At 59.2% G+C, this 21161-nt stretch carries 19 protein-coding genes and 2 tRNA genes; 20 read left to right on the top strand and 1 reads right to left on the bottom strand.

The genetic code is table 11. From position 1 onward, the window contains the following. Nucleotides 1-52 precede the first annotated feature (52 nt). From dnaJ to F2S13_RS21480, 6 genes are all read left to right on the top strand, one after another. Nucleotides 53-1177: a molecular chaperone DnaJ gene (dnaJ, locus tag F2S13_RS21505; protein WP_166364524.1), complete on the top strand. Its 1125-nt coding sequence runs from the start codon at nt 53-55 to the stop codon at nt 1175-1177. A gap of 13 nt (nt 1178-1190) precedes the next feature. Then, a complete protein-coding gene (gene dapB, locus F2S13_RS21500; protein WP_166364522.1) occupies nt 1191-1994 on the top strand; it encodes a 4-hydroxy-tetrahydrodipicolinate reductase in 804 nt (267 codons plus the stop codon). Between the two features lie 267 nt (nt 1995-2261). Beyond that, the gene (carA, locus tag F2S13_RS21495) at nt 2262-3398 is read left to right on the top strand and encodes a glutamine-hydrolyzing carbamoyl-phosphate synthase small subunit (protein WP_166364520.1); all 1137 of its coding nucleotides are present in this window, start codon (nt 2262-2264) and stop codon (nt 3396-3398) included. 128 nt (nt 3399-3526) lie between these two features. Beyond that, entirely contained in the window at nt 3527-6748 is a 3222-nt protein-coding gene (gene carB, locus F2S13_RS21490) for a carbamoyl-phosphate synthase large subunit (RefSeq protein ID WP_166364518.1), read from the top strand. A 2-nt stretch (nt 6749-6750) separates the two neighbouring features. Beyond that, entirely contained in the window at nt 6751-7227 is a 477-nt protein-coding gene (greA, locus tag F2S13_RS21485) for a transcription elongation factor GreA (RefSeq protein ID WP_166364547.1), read from the top strand. Further along, a complete protein-coding gene (locus F2S13_RS21480) occupies nt 7205-7654 on the top strand; it encodes an MFS transporter (RefSeq protein WP_178119039.1) in 450 nt (149 codons plus the stop codon). Before greA ends, F2S13_RS21480 begins: the two co-directional genes overlap by 23 nt. 12 nt (nt 7655-7666) lie before the next feature. Here F2S13_RS21480 and yhbY read toward each other — a convergent pair whose 3' ends face one another. After that, nucleotides 7667-7975: a ribosome assembly RNA-binding protein YhbY gene (yhbY, locus tag F2S13_RS21475; protein WP_166364516.1), complete on the bottom strand. Its 309-nt coding sequence runs from the start codon at nt 7973-7975 to the stop codon at nt 7667-7669. 101 nt (nt 7976-8076) lie between these two features. On the opposite strand from yhbY, the gene rlmE reads away from it, so the two are divergent. From rlmE to rpsO, 14 genes are all read left to right on the top strand, one after another. Then, complete coding sequence (rlmE, locus tag F2S13_RS21470; RefSeq protein WP_166364514.1) at nt 8077-8700, top strand: 23S rRNA (uridine(2552)-2'-O)-methyltransferase RlmE; 624 nt, start codon at nt 8077-8079, stop codon at nt 8698-8700. Between the two features lie 210 nt (nt 8701-8910). Further along, nucleotides 8911-10818 (top strand): ATP-dependent zinc metalloprotease FtsH, encoded by a 1908-nt coding sequence (gene ftsH / locus F2S13_RS21465; protein WP_166364545.1) that lies wholly within the window; start codon nt 8911-8913, stop codon nt 10816-10818. Between the two features lie 8 nt (nt 10819-10826). Then, the gene (gene folP / locus F2S13_RS21460) at nt 10827-11678 is read left to right on the top strand and encodes a dihydropteroate synthase (RefSeq protein WP_166364512.1); all 852 of its coding nucleotides are present in this window, start codon (nt 10827-10829) and stop codon (nt 11676-11678) included. A gap of 16 nt (nt 11679-11694) precedes the next feature. Beyond that, nucleotides 11695-13032, top strand: coding sequence for a phosphoglucosamine mutase (gene glmM, locus F2S13_RS21455; protein WP_166364510.1), 1338 nt, complete (start codon nt 11695-11697; stop codon nt 13030-13032). A 66-nt stretch (nt 13033-13098) separates the two neighbouring features. Continuing rightward, nucleotides 13099-13854 carry a triose-phosphate isomerase gene (gene tpiA, locus F2S13_RS21450; protein ID WP_166364508.1) on the top strand — a complete coding sequence of 252 codons (756 nt, stop codon included), beginning with the start codon at nt 13099-13101 and terminating at the stop codon, nt 13852-13854. A 4-nt stretch (nt 13855-13858) separates the two neighbouring features. Continuing rightward, entirely contained in the window at nt 13859-14242 is a 384-nt protein-coding gene (gene secG, locus F2S13_RS21445) for a preprotein translocase subunit SecG (protein ID WP_166364543.1), read from the top strand. 36 nt (nt 14243-14278) lie between these two features. Continuing rightward, a tRNA-Leu gene (locus F2S13_RS21440) sits at nt 14279-14364 on the top strand. A gap of 95 nt (nt 14365-14459) precedes the next feature. Beyond that, nucleotides 14460-14536, top strand: a tRNA-Met gene (locus tag F2S13_RS21435). Nucleotides 14537-14676: 140 nt separating this feature from the next. After that, nucleotides 14677-15135, top strand: a complete 459-nt coding sequence (rimP, locus tag F2S13_RS21430; RefSeq protein ID WP_166364506.1) for a ribosome maturation factor RimP — start codon at nt 14677-14679, stop codon at nt 15133-15135. 59 nt (nt 15136-15194) lie between these two features. After that, nucleotides 15195-16676, top strand: a complete 1482-nt coding sequence (gene nusA, locus F2S13_RS21425; RefSeq protein WP_166364504.1) for a transcription termination factor NusA — start codon at nt 15195-15197, stop codon at nt 16674-16676. 27 nt (nt 16677-16703) lie between these two features. Continuing rightward, a complete protein-coding gene (gene infB / locus F2S13_RS21420; protein ID WP_166364502.1) occupies nt 16704-19211 on the top strand; it encodes a translation initiation factor IF-2 in 2508 nt (835 codons plus the stop codon). A gap of 122 nt (nt 19212-19333) precedes the next feature. After that, nucleotides 19334-19735, top strand: coding sequence for a 30S ribosome-binding factor RbfA (rbfA, locus tag F2S13_RS21415; RefSeq protein WP_166364500.1), 402 nt, complete (start codon nt 19334-19336; stop codon nt 19733-19735). Between the two features lie 3 nt (nt 19736-19738). Beyond that, nucleotides 19739-20656 carry a tRNA pseudouridine(55) synthase TruB gene (gene truB / locus F2S13_RS21410; protein ID WP_166364498.1) on the top strand — a complete coding sequence of 306 codons (918 nt, stop codon included), beginning with the start codon at nt 19739-19741 and terminating at the stop codon, nt 20654-20656. Between the two features lie 139 nt (nt 20657-20795). Continuing rightward, nucleotides 20796-21065 carry a 30S ribosomal protein S15 gene (rpsO, locus tag F2S13_RS21405; protein WP_119137890.1) on the top strand — a complete coding sequence of 90 codons (270 nt, stop codon included), beginning with the start codon at nt 20796-20798 and terminating at the stop codon, nt 21063-21065. Nucleotides 21066-21161 lie beyond the last annotated feature (96 nt).

Here is a 21161-nt window from a genome sequence, read left to right as displayed (position 1 = left end):
GCGGAACGAACGCGCAGAGGTTTGCCGAACGTCCACAAGAGTGCAAAGACTTATGGCAAAGCGTGACTATTACGAGGTTCTGGGTGTCGAGCGCGGCTCGTCCGAGGCCGACCTGAAAAAGGCCTACCGTCGCCTCGCGATGAAGCATCACCCTGACCGTAACCCTGACGACAAGGCATCGGAAGAGAAATTCAAGGAGGCCAACGAGGCCTATGAAGTTCTATCCGATGCGAGCAAGCGCGCAGCGTACGACCAGTATGGTCATGCCGGCGTCGATCCGAGCATGGGTGGCGGCGGTGCCGGTTTCGGCGGCGCCAACTTCTCTGACATCTTTGGCGATGTTTTCAGTGATTTCTTCGGCGGTGGCCGTGGCGGCTCCCGTGGTGGCGCCCAGCGTGGCAGCGACCTGCGCTACACCCTGGAGCTGAACCTGGAAGAAGCCGTGCGCGGCACCACGGTGAATATCCGTGTGCCAACGCTGGTCAACTGCAAGCCGTGCGATGGTTCGGGTGCCAAGAAGGGCTCGGCGCCTGTCACCTGCTCCACCTGTGGTGGTATCGGCCAGGTTCGCATGCAGCAAGGCTTTTTCTCGGTGCAGCAGACCTGCCCACGCTGTCATGGCCAGGGCAAGGTCATTTCCGACCCTTGCGATTCGTGCCATGGCGAAGGGCGTGTCGAAGAGTACAAGACCCTGTCGGTCAAGGTGCCGGCCGGTGTCGATACCGGTGATCGCATTCGCCTGTCTGGCGAGGGCGAGGCGGGCACCCAGGGTGGTCCGACTGGTGATCTGTATGTGGTGATCAACGTGCGCGAGCACGCGATTTTCCAGCGCGATGGCAAGCACCTGTACTGCGAAGTGCCCATCAGTTTCACCGACGCGGCATTGGGCGGCGAGCTGGAAGTGCCGACCCTCGATGGTCGGGTCAAGCTGAAGATTCCGGAAGGTACCCAGACCGGCAAGCAATTCCGCTTGCGTGGCAAGGGTGTGGCGCCAGTGCGCGGTGGCGGAGCGGGCGACCTGATGTGTCGTGTGGCGGTCGAAACGCCGGTCAACCTCAATCGTCGTCAGCGTGAACTGCTTGAAGAGTTCCGCGCATCGCTGGAAGGCGACAGCTCGCATTCGCCCAAGGCCAGTGGCTGGTTCGAAGGTGTAAAGCGCTTCTTCGGCGATTTGTAAAAGGGAGTAGGGCATGCGACGTATAGCTGTGATGGGCGCTGCAGGGCGCATGGGCAAGACCCTGATCGAAGCTGTTCAGCAAACGCCGGGCGCAGGTCTGACGGCTGCAATCGATCGTCCCGACAGCACGCTGGTCGGCGCCGATGCCGGTGAACTGGCTGCACTGGGGCGCATTGGTGTGCCGCTGTCGGGCGACCTCGATCGGGTGGTTGAAGAGTTCGACGTGTTGATCGATTTCACCCACCCGTCGGTCACCTTGAAGAACCTGGCGTTCTGCCGCAAGGCGGGCAAGGCCATGATCATCGGTACCACCGGTTTCACGGTCGAGGAGAAGCAGCTCCTGGCCGAGGCTGGCAAGGATATCCCGATCGTGTTCGCCGCGAACTTCAGCGTGGGCGTCAACCTGTGCCTGAAGTTGCTCGACACCGCTGCGCGGGTGCTCGGCGATGAGGTCGATATCGAAATCATCGAGGCGCACCACCGTCACAAGGTCGATGCGCCTTCGGGTACAGCCTTGCGCATGGGCGAGGTAGTCGCTCAGGCGTTGGGGCGTAACCTCCAGGAAGTGGCGGTCTATGGTCGTGAAGGTCAGACCGGTGCCCGTGATCGGCAGACCATCGGCTTCGCCACGGTGCGTGCCGGTGACGTGGTTGGCGATCACACCGTGCTGTTCGCTGCTGACGGTGAGCGCGTCGAAATTACCCACAAGGCTTCGAGCCGCATGACCTTCGCCAAGGGGGCCGTACGTGCGGCGCTTTGGCTGGACGGTCGCGCACCGGGTCTGTACGACATGCAAGACGTGCTCGAGCTGCGCTGAGAGCTGTTACAATGACGGGGCTCGGCTGCCATATGCGCAGTCGGGCCCTTGTTTTATCCCGCTTGGCGACAGTCTGTCGCATTCTCATGCCTTTCAGGCTCAATAGCGGTGGACCCAAAAAGCATTTTTCTGTAAGCTACAGCTTTAGTGTGTCCACTAAAAGCGCGCAGAGAATTCGACTAAGAAGCGGGGTGACGTGTCTATACGTCATTCCGCTTTTTTGCAACCTGCGATCGCCCTTTCAGGCTCTATTTACGGGAGGTCTTCTTGACTAAGCCAGCCATACTCGCCCTTGCTGATGGCAGCATTTTTCGCGGCGAAGCCATTGGAGCCGACGGTCAGACCGTTGGTGAGGTGGTGTTCAACACCGCAATGACCGGCTATCAGGAAATTCTTACCGATCCTTCCTACGCCCAGCAGATCGTTACCCTGACCTATCCGCACATCGGCAACACTGGCACCACGCCAGAAGACGCCGAGTCCGATCGCGTCTGGTCGGCGGGTCTGGTGATTCGCGACCTGCCACTGGTTGCGAGCAACTGGCGTAACACAATGTCCCTGTCCGATTACCTGAAAGCCAACAATGTAGTGGCAATCGCGGGTATCGACACCCGTCGCCTGACTCGCATCCTGCGCGAAAAAGGCGCCCAGAACGGTTGCATCCTGGCTGGCGACAACATCTCCGAAGAAGCGGCGATCGAAGCGGCGCGTGGCTTCCCTGGCCTTAAGGGCATGGACCTGGCCAAGGTCGTCAGTACCGAGAAGAGCTATGAGTGGCGCTCCAGTGTCTGGAACCTGAAAACCGACAGCCACCCGACCATCGAAGCGTCCGAGTTGCCGTACCACGTGGTTGCCTACGACTACGGCGTCAAGGTCAACATCCTGCGCATGCTGGTCGAGCGCGGTTGCCGCCTGACCGTGGTGCCGGCGCAAACGCCTGCCAGTGAAGTGCTCGCCCTCAATCCTGACGGCGTGTTCCTGTCCAACGGCCCTGGCGACCCCGAGCCGTGCGACTACGCCATCCAGGCGATCAAGGACATCCTTGAAACCGAGATCCCGGTATTCGGGATCTGCCTGGGTCACCAGCTGCTGGCCCTGGCCTCCGGCGCCAAGACCGTGAAAATGGGTCATGGCCACCACGGTGCCAACCACCCGGTGCAGGATCTGGATACCGGTGTCGTGATGATCACCAGTCAGAACCACGGTTTTGCGGTCGACGAAGCGACCCTGCCGAGCAATGTCCGGGCAATCCACAAGTCGCTGTTCGACGGCACCCTGCAAGGTATCGAACTGACCGACAAGAGCGCCTTCAGCTTCCAGGGTCACCCTGAAGCCAGCCCGGGCCCGAACGATGTGGCGCCGCTGTTCGACCGCTTCATCGACGCCATGGCCAAGCGCCGCTAACGGCACGCCTTGGAAATGTAGCGCGAAGGCATCGAGGGTGGCCCCGGAAAACCCGGTGGTCCCCTCGGCTGCCTCACAGATTGATCAAGACGGCTTGCCGACTGACCTGCGGATTTGAGTGACAACCCATGCCAAAACGTACAGACATTAAAAGCATCCTGATTCTTGGCGCTGGCCCGATCGTAATCGGCCAGGCCTGCGAATTCGACTACTCCGGCGCCCAGGCCTGCAAGGCCCTGCGCGAAGAGGGTTACCGCGTCATCCTGGTGAACTCCAACCCGGCGACCATCATGACCGACCCGGCAATGGCGGATGCGACCTACATCGAACCGATCAAATGGCAGACCGTTGCCAAGATCATCGAGAAAGAGCGCCCAGACGCACTGCTGCCGACCATGGGTGGCCAGACTGCCCTGAACTGCGCCCTGGACCTGGAGCGCGAAGGCGTTCTGGAGAAGTTCGGCGTGGAAATGATCGGTGCCAACGCCGACACCATCGACAAGGCCGAAGACCGTTCGCGTTTCGACCAGGCCATGAAGTCCATCGGCCTGGCGTGCCCGCGCTCCGGTATCGCCCACAGCATGGAAGAGGCCAACGCGGTTCTCGAGAAGCTGGGCTTCCCGTGCATCATCCGTCCGTCCTTCACCATGGGCGGCACCGGTGGCGGTATTGCCTACAACCGTGAAGAGTTCGAAGAAATCTGTGCCCGTGGCCTGGACCTGTCGCCGACCAAGGAACTGCTGATCGATGAATCGCTGATCGGCTGGAAAGAGTACGAGATGGAGGTGGTCCGCGATAAGAAGGACAACTGCATCATCGTCTGCTCGATCGAAAACTTCGACCCGATGGGCGTGCACACCGGCGACTCGATTACCGTCGCTCCAGCCCAGACCCTGACCGACAAGGAATACCAGATCCTGCGCAACGCCTCGCTGGCGGTACTGCGCGAGATCGGCGTTGAAACCGGCGGTTCCAACGTACAGTTCGGTATCTGCCCGAACACTGGCCGTATGGTTGTGATCGAGATGAACCCGCGTGTATCGCGCTCCTCGGCACTGGCTTCCAAGGCCACCGGCTTCCCGATCGCCAAGATCGCCGCCAAGCTGGCCGTGGGTTACACCCTCGACGAACTGCAGAACGACATTACCGGCGGTCGCACTCCGGCGTCCTTCGAGCCGTCCATCGACTACGTCGTGACCAAGTTGCCGCGCTTCGCCTTCGAGAAGTTCCCGAAAGCCGACGCCCGCCTGACCACTCAGATGAAGTCGGTAGGTGAAGTCATGGCCATTGGCCGGACCTTCCAGGAATCCCTGCAGAAAGCTCTGCGTGGCCTGGAAGTGGGTGTCTGCGGCCTGGATCCGAAAGTCGACCTGGCCAGCCCCGAAGCTGCGAGCATCCTCAAGCGCGAACTGACCGTGCCGGGCGCCGAGCGTATCTGGTACGTGGCCGACGCAATGCGTTCGGGCATGAGCGTGGACGATATCTTCGCCCTGACCATGATCGACCGCTGGTTCCTGGTGCAGATGGAAGACCTGATCAAGGAAGAGGAGAAGGTCAAGACCCTTGCCCTGTCCGCGATCGACAAAAACCTGATGCTGCGCCTCAAGCGCAAGGGTTTCTCCGACCAGCGGCTGGCCAAACTGTTGGGCATCACCGACAAGAACCTGCGCCGTCATCGCCACAAGCTGGAAGTCTTCCCGGTCTACAAGCGCGTTGACACCTGCGCGGCCGAATTTGCTACCGACACCGCTTACCTGTACTCGACCTATGAGGAAGAGTGCGAGGCCAACCCGTCGACTCGCGACAAGATCATGATCCTGGGCGGCGGTCCGAACCGTATCGGCCAGGGTATCGAGTTCGACTACTGCTGCGTGCACGCTGCACTGGCGCTGCGCGACGACGGTTACGAGACCATCATGGTCAACTGCAACCCGGAAACCGTCTCCACCGACTACGACACCTCCGACCGCCTGTACTTCGAGCCGTTGACCCTTGAAGACGTGCTGGAAGTGGTTCGCGTCGAGAAGCCCAAAGGCGTGATCGTCCAGTACGGCGGCCAGACCCCGCTGAAACTGGCTCGTGCCCTGGAAGAGGCCGGTGTGCCGATCATCGGTACCAGCCCTGACGCCATCGACCGCGCCGAAGACCGTGAGCGCTTCCAGCAGATGGTTCAGCGCCTGAACCTGCTGCAGCCGCCAAACGCCACCGTGCGCAGCGAAGATGAAGCCATTCGCGCTGCCGGCGTCATCGGTTACCCGCTGGTGGTGCGCCCGTCCTACGTACTGGGCGGCCGCGCCATGGAGATCGTCTACGAACTGGACGAGCTCAAGCGCTACCTGCGCGAAGCGGTCCAGGTGTCCAACGACAGCCCGGTACTGCTCGACCACTTCCTCAACTGCGCCATCGAGATGGACGTGGATGCGGTCTGCGACGGCACCGACGTGGTGATCGGCGCGATCATGCAGCACATCGAACAGGCTGGCGTTCACTCCGGTGACTCCGCGTGCTCGCTGCCGCCGTACTCGCTGCCTGCCCATGTCCAGGACGAAGTTCGTGACCAGGTCAAGAAAATGGCCCTGGAGCTGGGCGTTGTCGGCCTGATGAACGTACAGTTGGCCCTGCAGGGCGACAAGATCTACGTGATCGAAGTCAACCCGCGTGCTTCCCGTACCGTACCGTTCGTGTCCAAGTGCATCGGTACCTCTCTGGCGATGATTGCCGCCCGCGTCATGGCTGGCAAAACCCTGAAAGAACTGGGCTTCACCAAGGAAATCATTCCGAACTTCTACAGCGTGAAGGAAGCGGTGTTCCCGTTCGCCAAGTTCCCTGGCGTTGACCCGATCCTCGGCCCAGAGATGAAGTCCACCGGTGAAGTCATGGGTGTCGGCGACAGCTTCGGCGAAGCCTTTGCCAAGGCCCAGATGGGTGCCAGCGAAGTACTGCCGACTGGCGGCACTGCGTTCATCAGCGTGCGTGACGACGACAAGCCACAAGTGGCTGGCGTTGCCCGCGACCTGATCGCCCTGGGCTTCGAAGTGGTCGCTACCGCCGGTACAGCCAAGATTATCGAAGCGGCTGGCCTGAAGGTGCGTCGTGTGAACAAGGTGACCGAAGGTCGTCCGCACGTGGTCGACATGATCAAGAATGACGAAGTGTCGCTGATCATCAACACTACAGAAGGTCGTCAGTCGATCGCCGATTCTTACTCGATTCGTCGTAACGCCCTGCAGCACAAAATCTACTGCACCACTACTATTGCTGCCGGTGAAGCCATCTGCGAAGCGCTCAAGTTCGGTCCTGAAAAGACCGTGCGTCGCTTGCAGGATCTCCATGCAGGACTCAAGGCATGAGCATAACCAAGTACCCAATGACTGTTCAGGGCGCGCGCGCCCTGGAGGAAGAACACGCTCACCTGACCAAGGTCGTCCGTCCGAAGCTCAGCCAGGACATCGGTACGGCCCGCGAGTTGGGTGATCTGAAGGAAAACGCCGAATACCATGCTGCTCGCGAGCAGCAGGGTATGGTCGAGGCGCGGATTCGTGACATCGAGGGTCGCATGCAGAATGCCGTGATCATCGATGTAACGACCATCCCTCATACGGGCAAGGTGATTTTCGGTACCACCGTCGAAATCGCCAACGTCGAGACCGATGAAAGCGTCACTTACCAGATCGTGGGTGAGGACGAGGCAGACATCAAGGTCGGCAAGATCTCGGTCGGCTCGCCGATCGCTCGTGCCCTGATCGCCAAGGAAGAGGGTGATGTCGTGGCGGTGAAGACCCCGAGCGGTATGATCGAGTACGAGATTGTCGAAGTCCGCCACGTTTAACAAGCGTCGCCCGCTGCTGCGGTCGGGCGCAATTGTCTGGCAGCTGGCCCAGGTACTCTGGGTCGGCGGCCTGTGGATCCTGCACTTCTGTCTGTTACCCGCCTTGGCACAAATCGGTCTCGCACCCTTGCTGGTGGAGGATGTCGGTCAACTGGTCGGCACATTGCTGGTGGGTTTTGCTGCATTTTGCAGTGGTCTGCAGGCGGTGGTGCTGATTCAGGCCGAAGGGTTGGTCAGTTTGTGGCGGGATTTGCGCGGGCAGCTGTTGTTGCTGGCAATCGTTGCCAGTGGCGTCTATTTCGCGCTGAACGCTGGCGTGCCGCAAGCATTGCGCTGGCAGCTGTTCTGTTATCTGATCATGGGATTGACGGGGCTGTTGCTGGTACTGCAGCCGATTCCGGGCAGGGCGCGCCTGGCGCGCCACTGAACGGAGCCAGCATCACTTGTAGCGATGGATATTCGACAGCTGTTTGTTAGGCTGTGGGTTGCGGCGATAGATCAGCGCCTTTTTACCAATGGTCTGCACCAGTTCGGCGCGACCGGCCTTGCACAGCGCGGCGATTGCGGCGGCACGTTCTTCGCGATCTTCCGAGCGAATCTCGACCTTGATCAGTTCGTGATCGGCCAAGGCGCGTTCGAGTTCGGCGATAACGCCCTCAGTCAGCCCATTGCCTGCCACGATCAGAACCGGTTTCAGGTCGTGGCCAATGGATTTGTACTGTTTCTTCTGCTCGTTAGTGAGCGGCATAATCTGACCCTTTGTCTAGATTCTGTAAAAATGGCGGCCATTTTACCCGAGGGCCCGTGGATCCGCCCAGTTAATCACGACCCTTATCATCGAGGTGCCCAGTGGCGCGTTCCAAGACAAGCCTTGGCTGGCTGAAAGAACATTTCAACGACCCTTACGTCAAAAAGGCGCAAAAGGACGGCTATCGCTCGCGTGCGAGCTACAAATTGCTGGAGATCCAGGAAAAGTACCGCTTGATCCGCCCCGGAATGAGCGTTATCGACCTGGGCGCAGCGCCGGGTGGCTGGTCGCAGGTGACCAGCCGTCTGATCGGCGGTCAGGGCCGCCTGATTGCTTCCGATATCCTGGAGATGGACAGCATTCCGGACGTCAATTTCATCCAGGGCGATTTCACCCAGGATGAAGTGCTGGCGCAGATCCTGGAGGCGGTAGGTAATTCACACGTAGACCTTGTGATTTCCGATATGGCCCCCAATATGAGTGGTACGCCTGCCGTGGATATGCCAAAGGCCATGTTCTTGTGTGAACTGGCCCTTGATCTGGCGACTCGGGTACTCAAGCCCGGTGGTGATTTCCTGATCAAGATTTTCCAGGGTGAAGGGTTTGACGTTTATCTGAAGGACGCTCGTCAGAAATTCGACAAGGTCCAGATGCTCAAACCTGACTCTTCACGGGATCGCTCCCGCGAACAGTACTTGCTGGCAAGGGGTTATCGCGGCGAGTAAGGCGTCAGGCCGGCGGCTTCCGGGGTATCCGATAGTTTTTTCCAATCGGATGTCCTGCCTGATGTGGATGAACATCGTGTAGTCTAGGTTCACAAAGGGTTACAGACGGCGCCTGCAGGTGTGTAGGTTATGTAGTAAGTTAAGCCGGTGAATATCATGCGAAGCACGCTGCACGGGTAGCTTGTTTCAGAGGGTAGCGAATTGAACGATATGGCAAAGAACCTGATCCTGTGGCTGATCATTGCGGCGGTCCTGGTGACGGTGATGAACAACTTCTCCAGCCCAAATGAACCGCAGACCCTCAACTATTCCGACTTCATTCAGCAGGTCAAGGATGGCAAGGTCGAGCGCGTGGCTGTCGATGGCTATGTCATCACCGGCAAGCGCACGGATGGCGACAACTTCAAGACCATTCGTCCTGCGATCCAGGATAACGGCCTGATCGGCGACCTGGTCGACAACCATGTCGTGGTCGAAGGCAAGCAGCCTGAGCAACAGAGCATCTGGACCCAGCTGCTGGTCGCGAGCTTCCCGATCCTCGTGATCATTGCCGTGTTCATGTTCTTCATGCGGCAGATGCAGGGCGGTGCCGGCGGCAAGGGCGGGCCAATGAGCTTCGGCAAGAGCAAGGCGCGCCTGCTGTCCGAAGATCAGGTCAAGACCACGCTGGCCGATGTGGCCGGTTGTGACGAAGCCAAGGAAGAAGTGGGCGAGCTGGTCGAGTTCCTGCGCGATCCAGGCAAGTTCCAGCGCCTGGGCGGTCGTATTCCGCGCGGCGTGCTGATGGTCGGCCCTCCTGGTACCGGTAAGACCCTGTTGGCCAAGGCCATCGCTGGCGAAGCCAAAGTACCGTTCTTCACCATTTCCGGTTCCGATTTCGTCGAAATGTTCGTCGGTGTCGGTGCCAGCCGTGTTCGTGACATGTTCGAACAGGCCAAGAAACATGCGCCATGCATCATCTTCATCGATGAAATCGACGCCGTCGGTCGCCATCGTGGTGCCGGCATGGGCGGTGGTCATGATGAGCGCGAGCAGACCCTCAACCAGTTGCTGGTAGAGATGGACGGTTTTGAAATGAATGACGGCATCATCGTCATTGCCGCAACCAACCGTCCTGACGTACTCGACCCTGCGCTGCTGCGTCCGGGCCGCTTCGACCGTCAGGTTGTGGTCGGCCTGCCAGACATCCGCGGTCGTGAACAGATTCTCAAGGTGCACATGCGCAAAGTGCCGGTGGGTGACGACGTTGCTCCTGCGGTTATCGCGCGCGGTACCCCAGGCTTCTCCGGTGCAGACCTTGCCAACCTGGTCAACGAAGCGTCGCTGTTCGCTGCCCGTGGTGGCAAGCGCGTCGTGGAAATGAAAGAGTTCGAGCTGGCCAAAGACAAGATCATGATGGGCGCCGAGCGCAAAACCATGGTCATGTCCGAAAAAGAGAAGCAGAACACGGCTTATCACGAAGCTGGCCATGCCATTGTCGGTCGTGTCGTGCCTGAGCATGATCCGGTGTACAAGGTATCGATCATTCCGCGCGGCCGGGCCCTGGGTGTAACCATGTTCCTGCCCGAGGAAGATCGCTACAGCCTGTCCAAGCGTGCGCTGATCAGCCAGATCTGTTCGCTGTACGGTGGCCGTATCGCTGAAGAAATGACCCTGGGCTTCGACGGTGTGACCACCGGCGCTTCCAACGACATCATGCGTGCCAGCCAGATTGCTCGCAACATGGTCACCAAGTGGGGCTTGTCCGAAAAACTCGGTCCGCTGATGTATGCCGAAGAGGAAGGCGAAGTGTTCCTGGGTCGCAGTGCCGGTGCCCAACACGCCAGCCTGTCCGCAGAAACCGCCAAGCTGATCGACTCGGAAGTGCGCAGTATTATTGACCAGTGCTATGGCACGGCCAAGCAGATCCTGACCGACAATCGCGACAAGCTCGATGCAATGGCCGATGCGTTGATGAAGTACGAAACCATCGACGCCGAACAGATCGACGACATCATGGCTGGTCGCACTCCACGCGAACCACGTGATTGGGAAGGTGGTTCGGGTACGACCGGTACCCCCGTTGCACAGGGCGATCGTCCGGAAACCCCGATCGGCGGTCCAGCTGCCCAACTCTAAGGTTAGTCATGACATCTGAGCAGTACCCAACCCGGTTGCCTTGCGGCAACCGGGTTCTTGATTTGGCCCATACCCATGTTATGGGCATCCTCAATGCCACACCTGATTCCTTTTCCGATGGTGGTCGCTTCAATCAGCTGGATGCCGCCTTGCGTCATGCCGAGGCCATGGTCGCAGCCGGTGCCACCCTGATCGATGTAGGTGGCGAGTCGACCCGTCCCGGCGCGCGAGTGGTCACCCCGCTCGAAGAGCTGGAGCGTGTCGCTCCGGTGGTCGAGGCTATTCATCGTGAACTTGATGTCATTATTTCGGTCGATACCTCCACGCCTGCGGTCATGCGCGAGACGGCACGGCTGGGTGCCGGCCTGATCAACGACGTCCGTTCGCTGCGGCGTGATGGTGCGCTGGATGCAGCGGCTGCGACCGGCCTGCCAGTGTGCTTGATGCATATGCTTGGCGAGCCCGGTGACATGCAGGACAATCCCCAATACGACAACGTGACGGCAGAGGTCGCAGCCTTTCTGCGCGAGCGTATGGATGCTTGCGCCAGTGCGGGCATCGAGGCGGGCAAGATCATCCTCGATCCGGGTTTCGGTTTCGCCAAGACGCTGGCGCATAACCTGAGCTTGTTCCGGCATATGGAGTCGCTGCATGCCCTGGGGCGTCCGCTGCTGGTGGGCGTTTCGCGCAAAAGCATGATCGGGATGGCCCTGGGGCGCCCGGTGGGCGAGCGCTTGTATGGCGGTTTGGCGCTGGCAGCCCTGGCCATGACCAAGGGCGCGAAGATTCTTCGCGTTCATGATGTTGCTGAAACAGTCGATGTAGTACGGATGATCGCCGCAGTTGAATCGTCCGAATAAGAATGATGGAGCATTTATGAGCAGAAAATATTTTGGTACTGACGGTATTCGCGGTCGTGTTGGCCAATACCCTATTACTCCTGATTTCATGCTCAAGCTGGGTTGGGCGGCAGGCATGGCCTTTCGCCGTCTGGGCGCCTGCAAGGTGCTGGTGGGCAAGGACACGCGGATCTCGGGCTATATGTTCGAATCAGCCCTGGAGGCCGGGCTTTCAGCCGCAGGCGCCGATGTCATGCTGCTGGGGCCCATGCCGACGCCGGCCATCGCCTATCTGACCCGGACCTTTCATGCCGAGGCGGGTATTGTCATCAGTGCCTCGCACAACCCTCATGACGACAACGGCATCAAGTTCTTTTCCGGGCAGGGCACCAAGCTTCCGGACGAAGTCGAGCTGATGATCGAAGAGTTGCTGGACACGCCCATGACCGTGGTCGAGTCGAGCAAGCTCGGCAAGGTCTCGCGCATCAACGATGCGGCGGGACGCTATATCGAATTCTGCAAGAGCAGTGTGCCGACCAGTACCGATTTCGCCGGGCTGAAGCTGGTTGTCGACTGCGCTCATGGTGCGACCTACAAGGTTGCGCCAAGTGTGTTTCGCGAGCTCGGTGCCGAGGTGACCGTGCTTTCGGCGCAACCCGATGGCCTGAACATCAACGAAAAATGCGGCTCGACGCATATCGAAGCGCTGCAGGCTGCCGTACTGGTCGGGCATGCCGACCTCGGGATCGCCTTTGATGGCGACGGCGACCGTGTGCTCATGGTCGATCACACCGGTGCCATCGTCGATGGTGACGACCTGTTGTTCATCATTGCCCGCGACCTGCACATGCGTGGCAAGTTGCAAGGCGGCGTGGTCGGTACGCTGATGAGCAACCTGGGCCTGGAGTTGGCGTTTCAGGAATTATCGATTCCCTTCGTCCGTGCCAAGGTTGGCGACCGCTACGTGACGGCCGAGCTGCTCGAGCGCGATTGGCAGGTCGGCGGTGAGAACTCGGGGCATATTCTGTGCCTGCAGAACACCACCACCGGTGATGCGATCATCGCGGCGCTGCAAGTCCTGCTGGCGATCAAGCGTCGCGGCGAGACATTGGCCCAGGCTCGTCATGCCTTGCGCAAGTGTCCGCAGGTGCTGATCAACGTTCGCTTCGGCGGCGGGGTCGATCCGGTTGAGCATCCGGCAGTCAAGGAAGCGTGCGAGCGCGTTACCGAGGCGATGGCGGGGCGTGGCCGAGTACTGCTGCGCAAGTCCGGAACAGAGCCATTGGTGCGTGTCATGGTCGAAGGTGATGATGAAAGTGTGGTCCGTGGCCATGCTGAAGCACTGGCAAAACTGGTAAGTGAAGTTTGCGCCTGATTTTGGCTTGCCAGCGGTGATTTGGTTGGGTAACATCTGCGCCCACTTTGACCGACGAGGTACAGCATGCGTCGCCCTTTGGTAGCTGGTAACTGGAAAATGCACGGTACCCGCGCCAGCGTCGCTGAGCTGATCGAGGGCCTACGTAATCTGGCCCTTCCTGGCGGTGTTGATGTTGCGGTATTTCCGCCTTGTCTGTTTATCAATCAAGTGATTGAAGGCTTGCAAGGCAAGGCGATTACCGTCGGAGCCCAGAACTCCGCGGTTGAGCCGATGCAAGGCGCGCTGACAGGCGAGATTGCGCCAAGTCAGTTGGTCGATGCAGGTTGTGGATTGGTTTTGGTCGGGCATTCCGAGCGGCGTCAGTTGATTGGCGAGCGTGACGAGGTGCTTAACCGCAAGTTTGCAGCAGCCCAGGCTTGTGGCTTGAAGCCGGTGTTGTGCATAGGGGAGACCCTGGAGCAACGCGAGGCAGGCAAGACTCTTGAGGTTGTCGGGCGTCAGCTTGGCAGTATCATTGAGGAGCTGGGTGCAGGTGCGTTCGTCAATGCGGTGATTGCCTACGAGCCAGTATGGGCCATCGGCACCGGACTGACGGCCACGCCACAGCAAGCTCAGGATGTGCACGCAGCCATTCGTGCGCAGCTGGCAGCAGAAAACGCAGAAGTCGCCAGAAATGTGCGGCTTCTATACGGCGGCAGCGTGAAGGCGGCCAATGCGGCTGAGCTGTTCGGCATGCCGGATATCGATGGGGGGCTCATTGGTGGAGCTTCCCTGAATGCAGATGAATTCGGTGCGATCTGTCGCGCCGCGGGAAACTGAAAAAATGCTGGAAACAGTCGTAGTCGTTTTTCATCTGCTGGGTGCGCTGGGCGTAGTAGCTCTGGTTTTGCTGCAGCAGGGTAAGGGTGCGGACGCTGGCGCATCTTTCGGAGCAGGTGCATCAAATACTGTGTTCGGAAGCCAAGGTTCCTCTACCTTTCTTAGTAAGTTTACTGCTATACTTGCCGCCAGTTTCTTCATGACCAGCTTAGGGTTAGGTTACTTTGCTAAAGAGAAGGCTCATGAGCTGACTCAGGTAGGATTGCCAAGCCCGGCAGTGTTGGAAGTACCGAAGCAAAAACCGGCAGCAGACGATGTGCCGGTGCTCGAAGGGCAAAAGACTGAAGTGAATACCACTGACGTCCCAGGGGCCCAAGAGCAAAAGTGATCCTCTGAGGAGGGCCACTGTTTCAACTGTAGTATTGCCGAGGTGGTGGAATTGGTAGACACGCAACCTTGAGGTGGTTGTGCCCATAGGGTGTAGGGGTTCGAGTCCCCTTCTCGGTACCAATTAACAAGATAGCCCGCTGTTGCGGGCTTTCTTGTCGGTGGAGGTTAGATTGACCCTGCAAGGGATCGGTCGTATACTTCCGCCCCAGCTTTGTCGCGGGGTGGAGCAGTCTGGTAGCTCGTCGGGCTCATAACCCGAAGGTCGTCGGTTCAAATCCGGCCCCCGCAACCAGTTTTAGCGGAGCCCCTTCTCAGGGGCTTTTTGTTAGCTGGACACTTTACACGCCGCTTTCGACGGCGTTTCAGGGATGGGCGCTTCGCCCATTTTTTTTTATTTATACAGCATGCACAAACATGCACGAGGGGGTTCAGGTGTCGAGCAAGCTAGAACAGTTGCAGGCCTTGTTGGCCCCGGTGGTCGTGGCCCTGGGCTATGAATGCTGGGGAATTGAGTTTTCCGCTCAAGGTCGCCATTCACTGTTGCGTATTTATATCGATAAAGAAGGCGGTGTGCTGGTGGATGACTGTGCCATCGTCAGCCGTCAGATCAGCGGTGTGCTGGATGTTGAAGATCCGATCTCCGTTGAATACACCCTTGAAGTTTCCTCTCCTGGCATGGAACGCCCACTGTTCACGCTTGAACAGTTTGCCAAGTATGCCGGCGAACAAGTGAAAATAAAGCTGCGCTCGCCTTTTGAAGGACGACGTAACTTTCAGGGCCTTCTCCGCGGGGTGGAGGAACAGGATGTCGTGGTGCAGGTTGAGGACCACGAGTTTCTGTTGCCGATCGATATGATCGACAAGGCCAATATTATTCCCAGTTTTGACTGAGACGTGCCAGATACTGCGGATCCCGCGGATCCAATGGCTTGCGAAGGGCGAGGCGTACGATGAGCAAAGAAGTACTGCTGGTTGTTGAGTCGGTATCCAATGAAAAGGGTGTACCGGCTGGCGTTATTTTTGAGGCGCTGGAAGTGGCACTGGCCACCGCGACCAAAAAGCGTTTTGAAGATGAAGTCGACCTGCGTGTGGAAATCAACCGTCACACCGGTAATTACGAGACGTTCCGTCGCTGGACGGTCGTAGAAGAAGCGGATCTTGATGATCCGGCAATCGAAACCTGGCCGAGCAAGATTCAGGTAACCCATCCTGAAGCCAAAGTCGGCGATGTTATCGAAGAAAAAATCGAATCCATCGAGTTCGGCCGCATCGCTGCACAGACCGCCAAGCAGGTCATCGTGCAGAAGGTTCGCGAAGCCGAGCGTGCTCAAGTCGTTGACGCCTATCGCGAGCGACTGGGCGAAATCATTTCCGGCACGGTAAAGAAGGTCACGCGTGACAATGTCATCGTCGACCTGGGCAACAATGCCGAAGCCCTGCTGGCGCGTGAAGATATCATTTCTCGCGAAACATTCCGTGTTGGCGTACGTGTTCGTGCGCTGCTGAAGGAAATCCGCACCGAGAACCGCGGACCTCAGCTGATTCTGTCGCGTACCGCGCCGGAAATGCTGATCGAACTGTTCCGTATCGAAGTGCCGGAAATTGCTGAAGGTCTGATCGAAGTGATGGCAGCGTCCCGTGACCCGGGTTCGCGCGCCAAGATCGCTGTTCGCTCCAAGGACAAGCGCATCGACCCACAGGGTGCCTGCATCGGTATGCGCGGTTCGCGTGTCCAGGCGGTGTCCGGTGAGTTGGGTGGCGAGCGTGTGGATATCGTCCTGTGGGATGACAACCCTGCGCAATTCGTGATCAACGCCATGTCTCCAGCCGAAGTGGCAGCAATCATCGTTGATGAAGATGCCCATGCCATGGACATCGCCGTCGGCGCGGACAATCTGGCCCAGGCTATTGGTCGCGGTGGTCAGAACGTACGTCTGGCCAGCCAGTTGACCGGCTGGACCCTGAACGTGATGACCGAATCGGACATCCAGGCCAAACAGCAAGCTGAAACCGGCGACATCCTGCGCAACTTCATCGACGAGCTGGAAGTCGACGAAGAGCTGGCACAGGTGTTGGTCGACGAAGGCTTCACCAGCCTGGAAGAGATTGCCTACGTACCGTTGGAAGAAATGCTCAACATCGACGGCTTTGACGAAGACATCGTCAACGAGCTTCGCGCTCGGGCCAAGGATCGCTTGTTGACTAAAGCCATCGCTACTGAGGAAAAGCTGGCAGACGCCCATCCAGCCGAAGACCTGCTCTCGCTTGAGGGTATGGACAAGGATTTGGCGATGGAACTGGCGGTGCGCGGCGTAATTACCCGCGAAGACCTGGCCGAGCAGTCTATTGACGATCTGCTCGACATCGACGGCATTGACGATGATCGTGCCGGCAAGTTGATCATGGCCGCCCGAGCCCACTGGTTCGAGTAAGTAGGCGCGGCCTGAGGAGAGAAGTGCATGACGCAAGTCACGGTGAAAGAATTGGCCAAAGAGGTCGCCGCACCGGTAGAGCGCCTGTTGCAGCAGATGCGTGAGGCAGGTTTGCCGCACACCGACGCCGGACAAGTTGTGACCGACAATGAGAAGCAGGCTCTGCTGGCTCATTTGAAAAGTAGCCACAAGGCTAAAGTGGAAGAACCGCGCAAGATTACCTTGCAGCGCAAGACCACAAGCACCCTGCGTGTTGCTGGCAGCAAAAGCATCAGCGTAGAAGTGCGCAAGAAGAAAGTATTCGTTCAGCGCAGCCCGGAAGAGATCCAGGCTGAGCAGAAGCGCGAGCTCGAAGAGCGTCGTGCAGCAGAGAATGCAGCCCGTCAAAAGGCCGAAGAAGAAGCCCGCGTGCGTGCCGAAGAAGACGCACGTCGTCAGCCATCGGCGCCTGCTCAGGCGCCGGTCGCCGCCGAGCCGGCTGTTCAGGCTCCGGTCGTTGCCGCGCCTGTGGTCGATATCGCGCCTGCTCCGGTTGTCGAGCGCAAGAAAGACGAGCCACGTCGCCCGGACAAACCGCGCAACGAAGACGCTCGTCGTGGTGATGGCGAACGCAAGAACGCCCCGCACCGCGCCTCGGTCAAGGAAAAAGAGAAGGTTCCGGCCCCTCGTTCGGCTCCGCGTACCACCGACGAAGAAAGCGATGGCTTCCGTCGCGGCGGTCGTGGCAAGAGCAAGCTGAAAAAACGCAACGCCCACGGTTTCCAGAGCCCAACCGGCCCGGTTGTCCGTGACGTGCAGATCGGCGAGACCATCACTGTCGGCGATCTGGCCGCGCAGATGTCGGTCAAGGCTGCCGAAGTCATCAAGTTCATGTTCAAGCTGGGTACGCCGGCCACCATCAACCAGGTACTGGATCAGGAAACTGCCCAGCTGGTTGCCGAGGAGCTGGGCCACAAGGTGACCCTGGTCAGCGATACGGCCCTGGAAGATTCCCTGGCCGAGTCCCTGAAGTTCGAAGGCGAAGCTGTTGCTCGTGCGCCGGTCGTGACCGTAATGGGCCACGTTGACCACGGTAAGACCTCGCTGCTCGACTACATCCGTCGTGCCAAGGTAGCGGCTGGCGAAGCCGGCGGCATCACCCAGCACATCGGTGCGTACCACGTTGAAACCGAGCGTGGCATGGTGACTTTCCTCGACACCCCGGGCCACGCCGCGTTTACCGCGATGCGTGCCCGTGGTGCCAAGGCCACCGACATCGTGATCCTGGTGGTTGCGGCGGACGACGGCGTGATGCCGCAGACCGTCGAAGCCGTTCAGCACGCCCAGGCCGCCGGTGTTCCGCTGGTCGTGGCAGTGAACAAGATCGACAAGCCGGGCGCCGATCTCGATCGCATCCGCAGCGAACTGTCGGTTCACGGCGTGACTTCCGAAGACTGGGGTGGCGACACTCCATTCGTACCGGTCTCGGCGAAGATGGGTACCGGTGTCGACGAGCTGCTCGAAGCCGTACTGCTGCAGGCTGAAGTACTCGAATTGACCGCTACCCCGTCGGCTCCTGGCCGTGGTGTAGTGGTCGAATCGCGCCTGGACAAGGGCCGTGGCCCGGTTGCCACCGTGCTGGTTCAAGACGGTACCCTGCGCCAGGGTGACATGGTCCTGGTCGGCTCGAACTATGGCCGCGTTCGCGCCATGCTCGACGAAAACGGCAAGTCCATCAAGGAAGCAGGTCCGGCCATTCCGGTCGAGATCCTCGGCCTGGACGGCACGCCGGACGCTGGCGACGAGATGAGCGTGGTTGCCGACGAGAAGAAAGCCCGTGAAGTGGCTCTGTTCCGTCAAGGCAAGTTCCGTGAAGTCAAGCTGGCCCGTGCTCACGCCGGCAAGCTGGAAAACATCTTCGAGACCATGGGGCAGGAAGAGAAGAAGACGCTCAACATCGTCCTCAAATCCGACGTCCGTGGCTCGCTGGAAGCTCTGCAAGGCGCTCTGAATGGCCTGGGCAACGACGAAGTGCAAGTACGCGTGGTCGGCGGCGGTGTCGGTGGTATCACCGAGTCCGACGCCAACCTGGCACTGGCCTCCAATGCAGTACTGTTCGGCTTCAACGTGCGTGCCGATGCCGGCGCGCGCAAGATCGTCGAGCAGGAAGGTCTGGATATGCGTTACTACAACGTGATCTACGACATCATTGAAGACGTCAAGAAGGCCCTGACCGGTATGCTCGGCAGCGATGTTCGCGAGAACATCCTGGGCATCGCCGAAGTGCGTGATGTGTTCCGCTCGCCGAAGTTCGGCGCGATTGCCGGTTGTATGGTTGTCGAAGGTGTCGTGCACCGTAACCGTCCAATTCGCGTACTGCGCGAAGACATCGTTATCTTCGAAGGTGAGCTGGAATCCCTGCGCCGCTTCAAGGATGACGCTTCCGAAGTGCGTGCCGGCATGGAATGCGGTATCGGCGTGAAGAGCTACAACGACGTCAAGGTCGGCGACAAGATCGAAGTCTTCGAGAAAGTCCAAGTGGCTCGTACGCTCTAATCCGCGAGCTCGAGGAACCTGGTGGAATGCATGTTCGCACTCCATTGCGGTTCTAAACGCAACGCCCGGTCCGGCTTTCAGCCTGGCCGGGCGTTTGCCGCTTCTAGTTACAGGTAATAAACATGGCAAAAGAATATAGCCGTACCCAGCGCATCGGCGACCAGATGCAACGCGAACTGGCGCAACTGATCCGTCGTGAAGTGAAGGATCCGCGCGTCGGCCTGGTCACCATCACCGCGGTCGATGTCAGCCGTGACGTCGGTCATGCCAAGGTGTTCATCACCGTCATGGGCCAGGAAACGGCCGAAGACATCAAGCAGAGCATCAAGGTGCTCAACTCGGCGGCAGGCTTCCTGCGCATGCAGTTGGGCAAGGAAATGAAGCTGCGCAGTGTTCCCCAGCTGCACTTCCATTACGATGAAAGCGTGACGCGCGGTGCCCATTTGTCGGCACTGATCGAGCGCGCGGTGGCTGAAGACAGCCAGCATCAGGACGCTGATTCAAAACCAGACGCCGAGGTGTAAGCGGTGGCTCAGGTCAAACGTATTCGCCGTAACGTCAGTGGCATCATCCTGCTCGACAAGCCGTTGGGGTTCACCTCCAATGCCGCGTTGCAGAAGGTTCGCTGGCTGCTCAATGCCGAGAAGGCCGGCCACACTGGCAGCCTCGATCCCTTGGCCACTGGCGTGTTGCCGCTGTGCTTCGGTGAGGCGACCAAGTTCTCCCAGTACCTGCTCGATTCCGACAAGGGCTATGAGACTGTCATGCAGATGGGCATGACCACCACCACGGCCGATGCCGAAGGTGAGGTTTTGCTCGAGCGCCCTGTGACCGTTGGTCGCGCGGACATCGAAGCCGTTTTGCCACAATTTCGTGGTGAAATCAGTCAGATACCGCCGATGTACTCGGCGCTCAAGCGTGACGGGCAGCCGCTCTACAAGCTGGCGCGTGCAGGTGAAGTAGTGGAGCGCGAAGCGCGTTCTGTTACTATTGACCGCTTGGAATTGCTCGAGTGCGAGGAAACTCGTGCACGGCTGTCGGTAGGTTGCTCAAAAGGTACCTACATTCGTACGCTGGTCGAAGATATCGGCGAGCAATTGGGCTGTGGTGCTTACGTTGCGCAGTTGCGCCGTACCCACGCAGGCCCTTTCACCTTGGCCCAGACCGTCACGCTCGAAGAGCTTGAACGCGTCCATGCCGAAGGCGGCAATGAGGCGGTCGATCAGTTTTTGATGCCGTCCGACAGCGGTCTGCAGGATTGGCCACTGTTGCAGTTCTCCGAGCACAGTGCGTTCTACTGGCTGCACGGGCAACCGGTAAGAGCACCCGACGCGCCGAAGTTCGGCATGGTGCGGGTACAGGATCACAACGGTCGCTTCATCGGTATCGGTGAAGTGAGCGAAGACGGGCGCATCGCGCCACGTCGCTTGATTCGGTCGGAATGACCGAACCCTGCGGTTTCATCACCACAGGGAAAGAGGATGGCTGTTAATAGGCACGGTCACTCCTCACTTTTAAATACAGGGAATTATCCCTGGCCTATTGGAAACCGTTCATTCGGTTCCCTTGATTGGAGAAGCCCACATGGCACTCAGCGTTGAAGAAAAAGCTCAGATCGTTACCGACTACCAGCAAGCCGTTGGTGACACTGGTTCGCCAGAAGTGCAAGTTGCACTGCTGACCGCCAACATCAACAAGCTGCAAGGTCACTTCAAGGCCAACGGTAAAGATCACCACTCCCGTCGTGGTCTGATCCGCATGGTAAACCAGCGTCGCAAGCTGCTGGACTACCTGAAAGGTAAGGACACCACTCGTTACAGCGCCCTGATCGGTCGTCTGGGTCTGCGTCGCTAATAGCGCCCTGGCCAGTGGTGTGCGCGGCGTGCTGCATTCGTCGATCCTGGCGCCTGGCGCCAGGCTTGATGAGCATCCCGCGCGTATCTATGAGGT

Origin of the sequence: Pseudomonas akapageensis, assembly GCF_011355085.1 — a bacterium.
Taxonomy (GTDB): domain Bacteria; phylum Pseudomonadota; class Gammaproteobacteria; order Pseudomonadales; family Pseudomonadaceae; genus Aquipseudomonas; species Aquipseudomonas akapageensis.
Note: the sequence above shows the minus strand (reverse complement) of the source record. Positions and strands in the feature narration are given on the sequence as shown.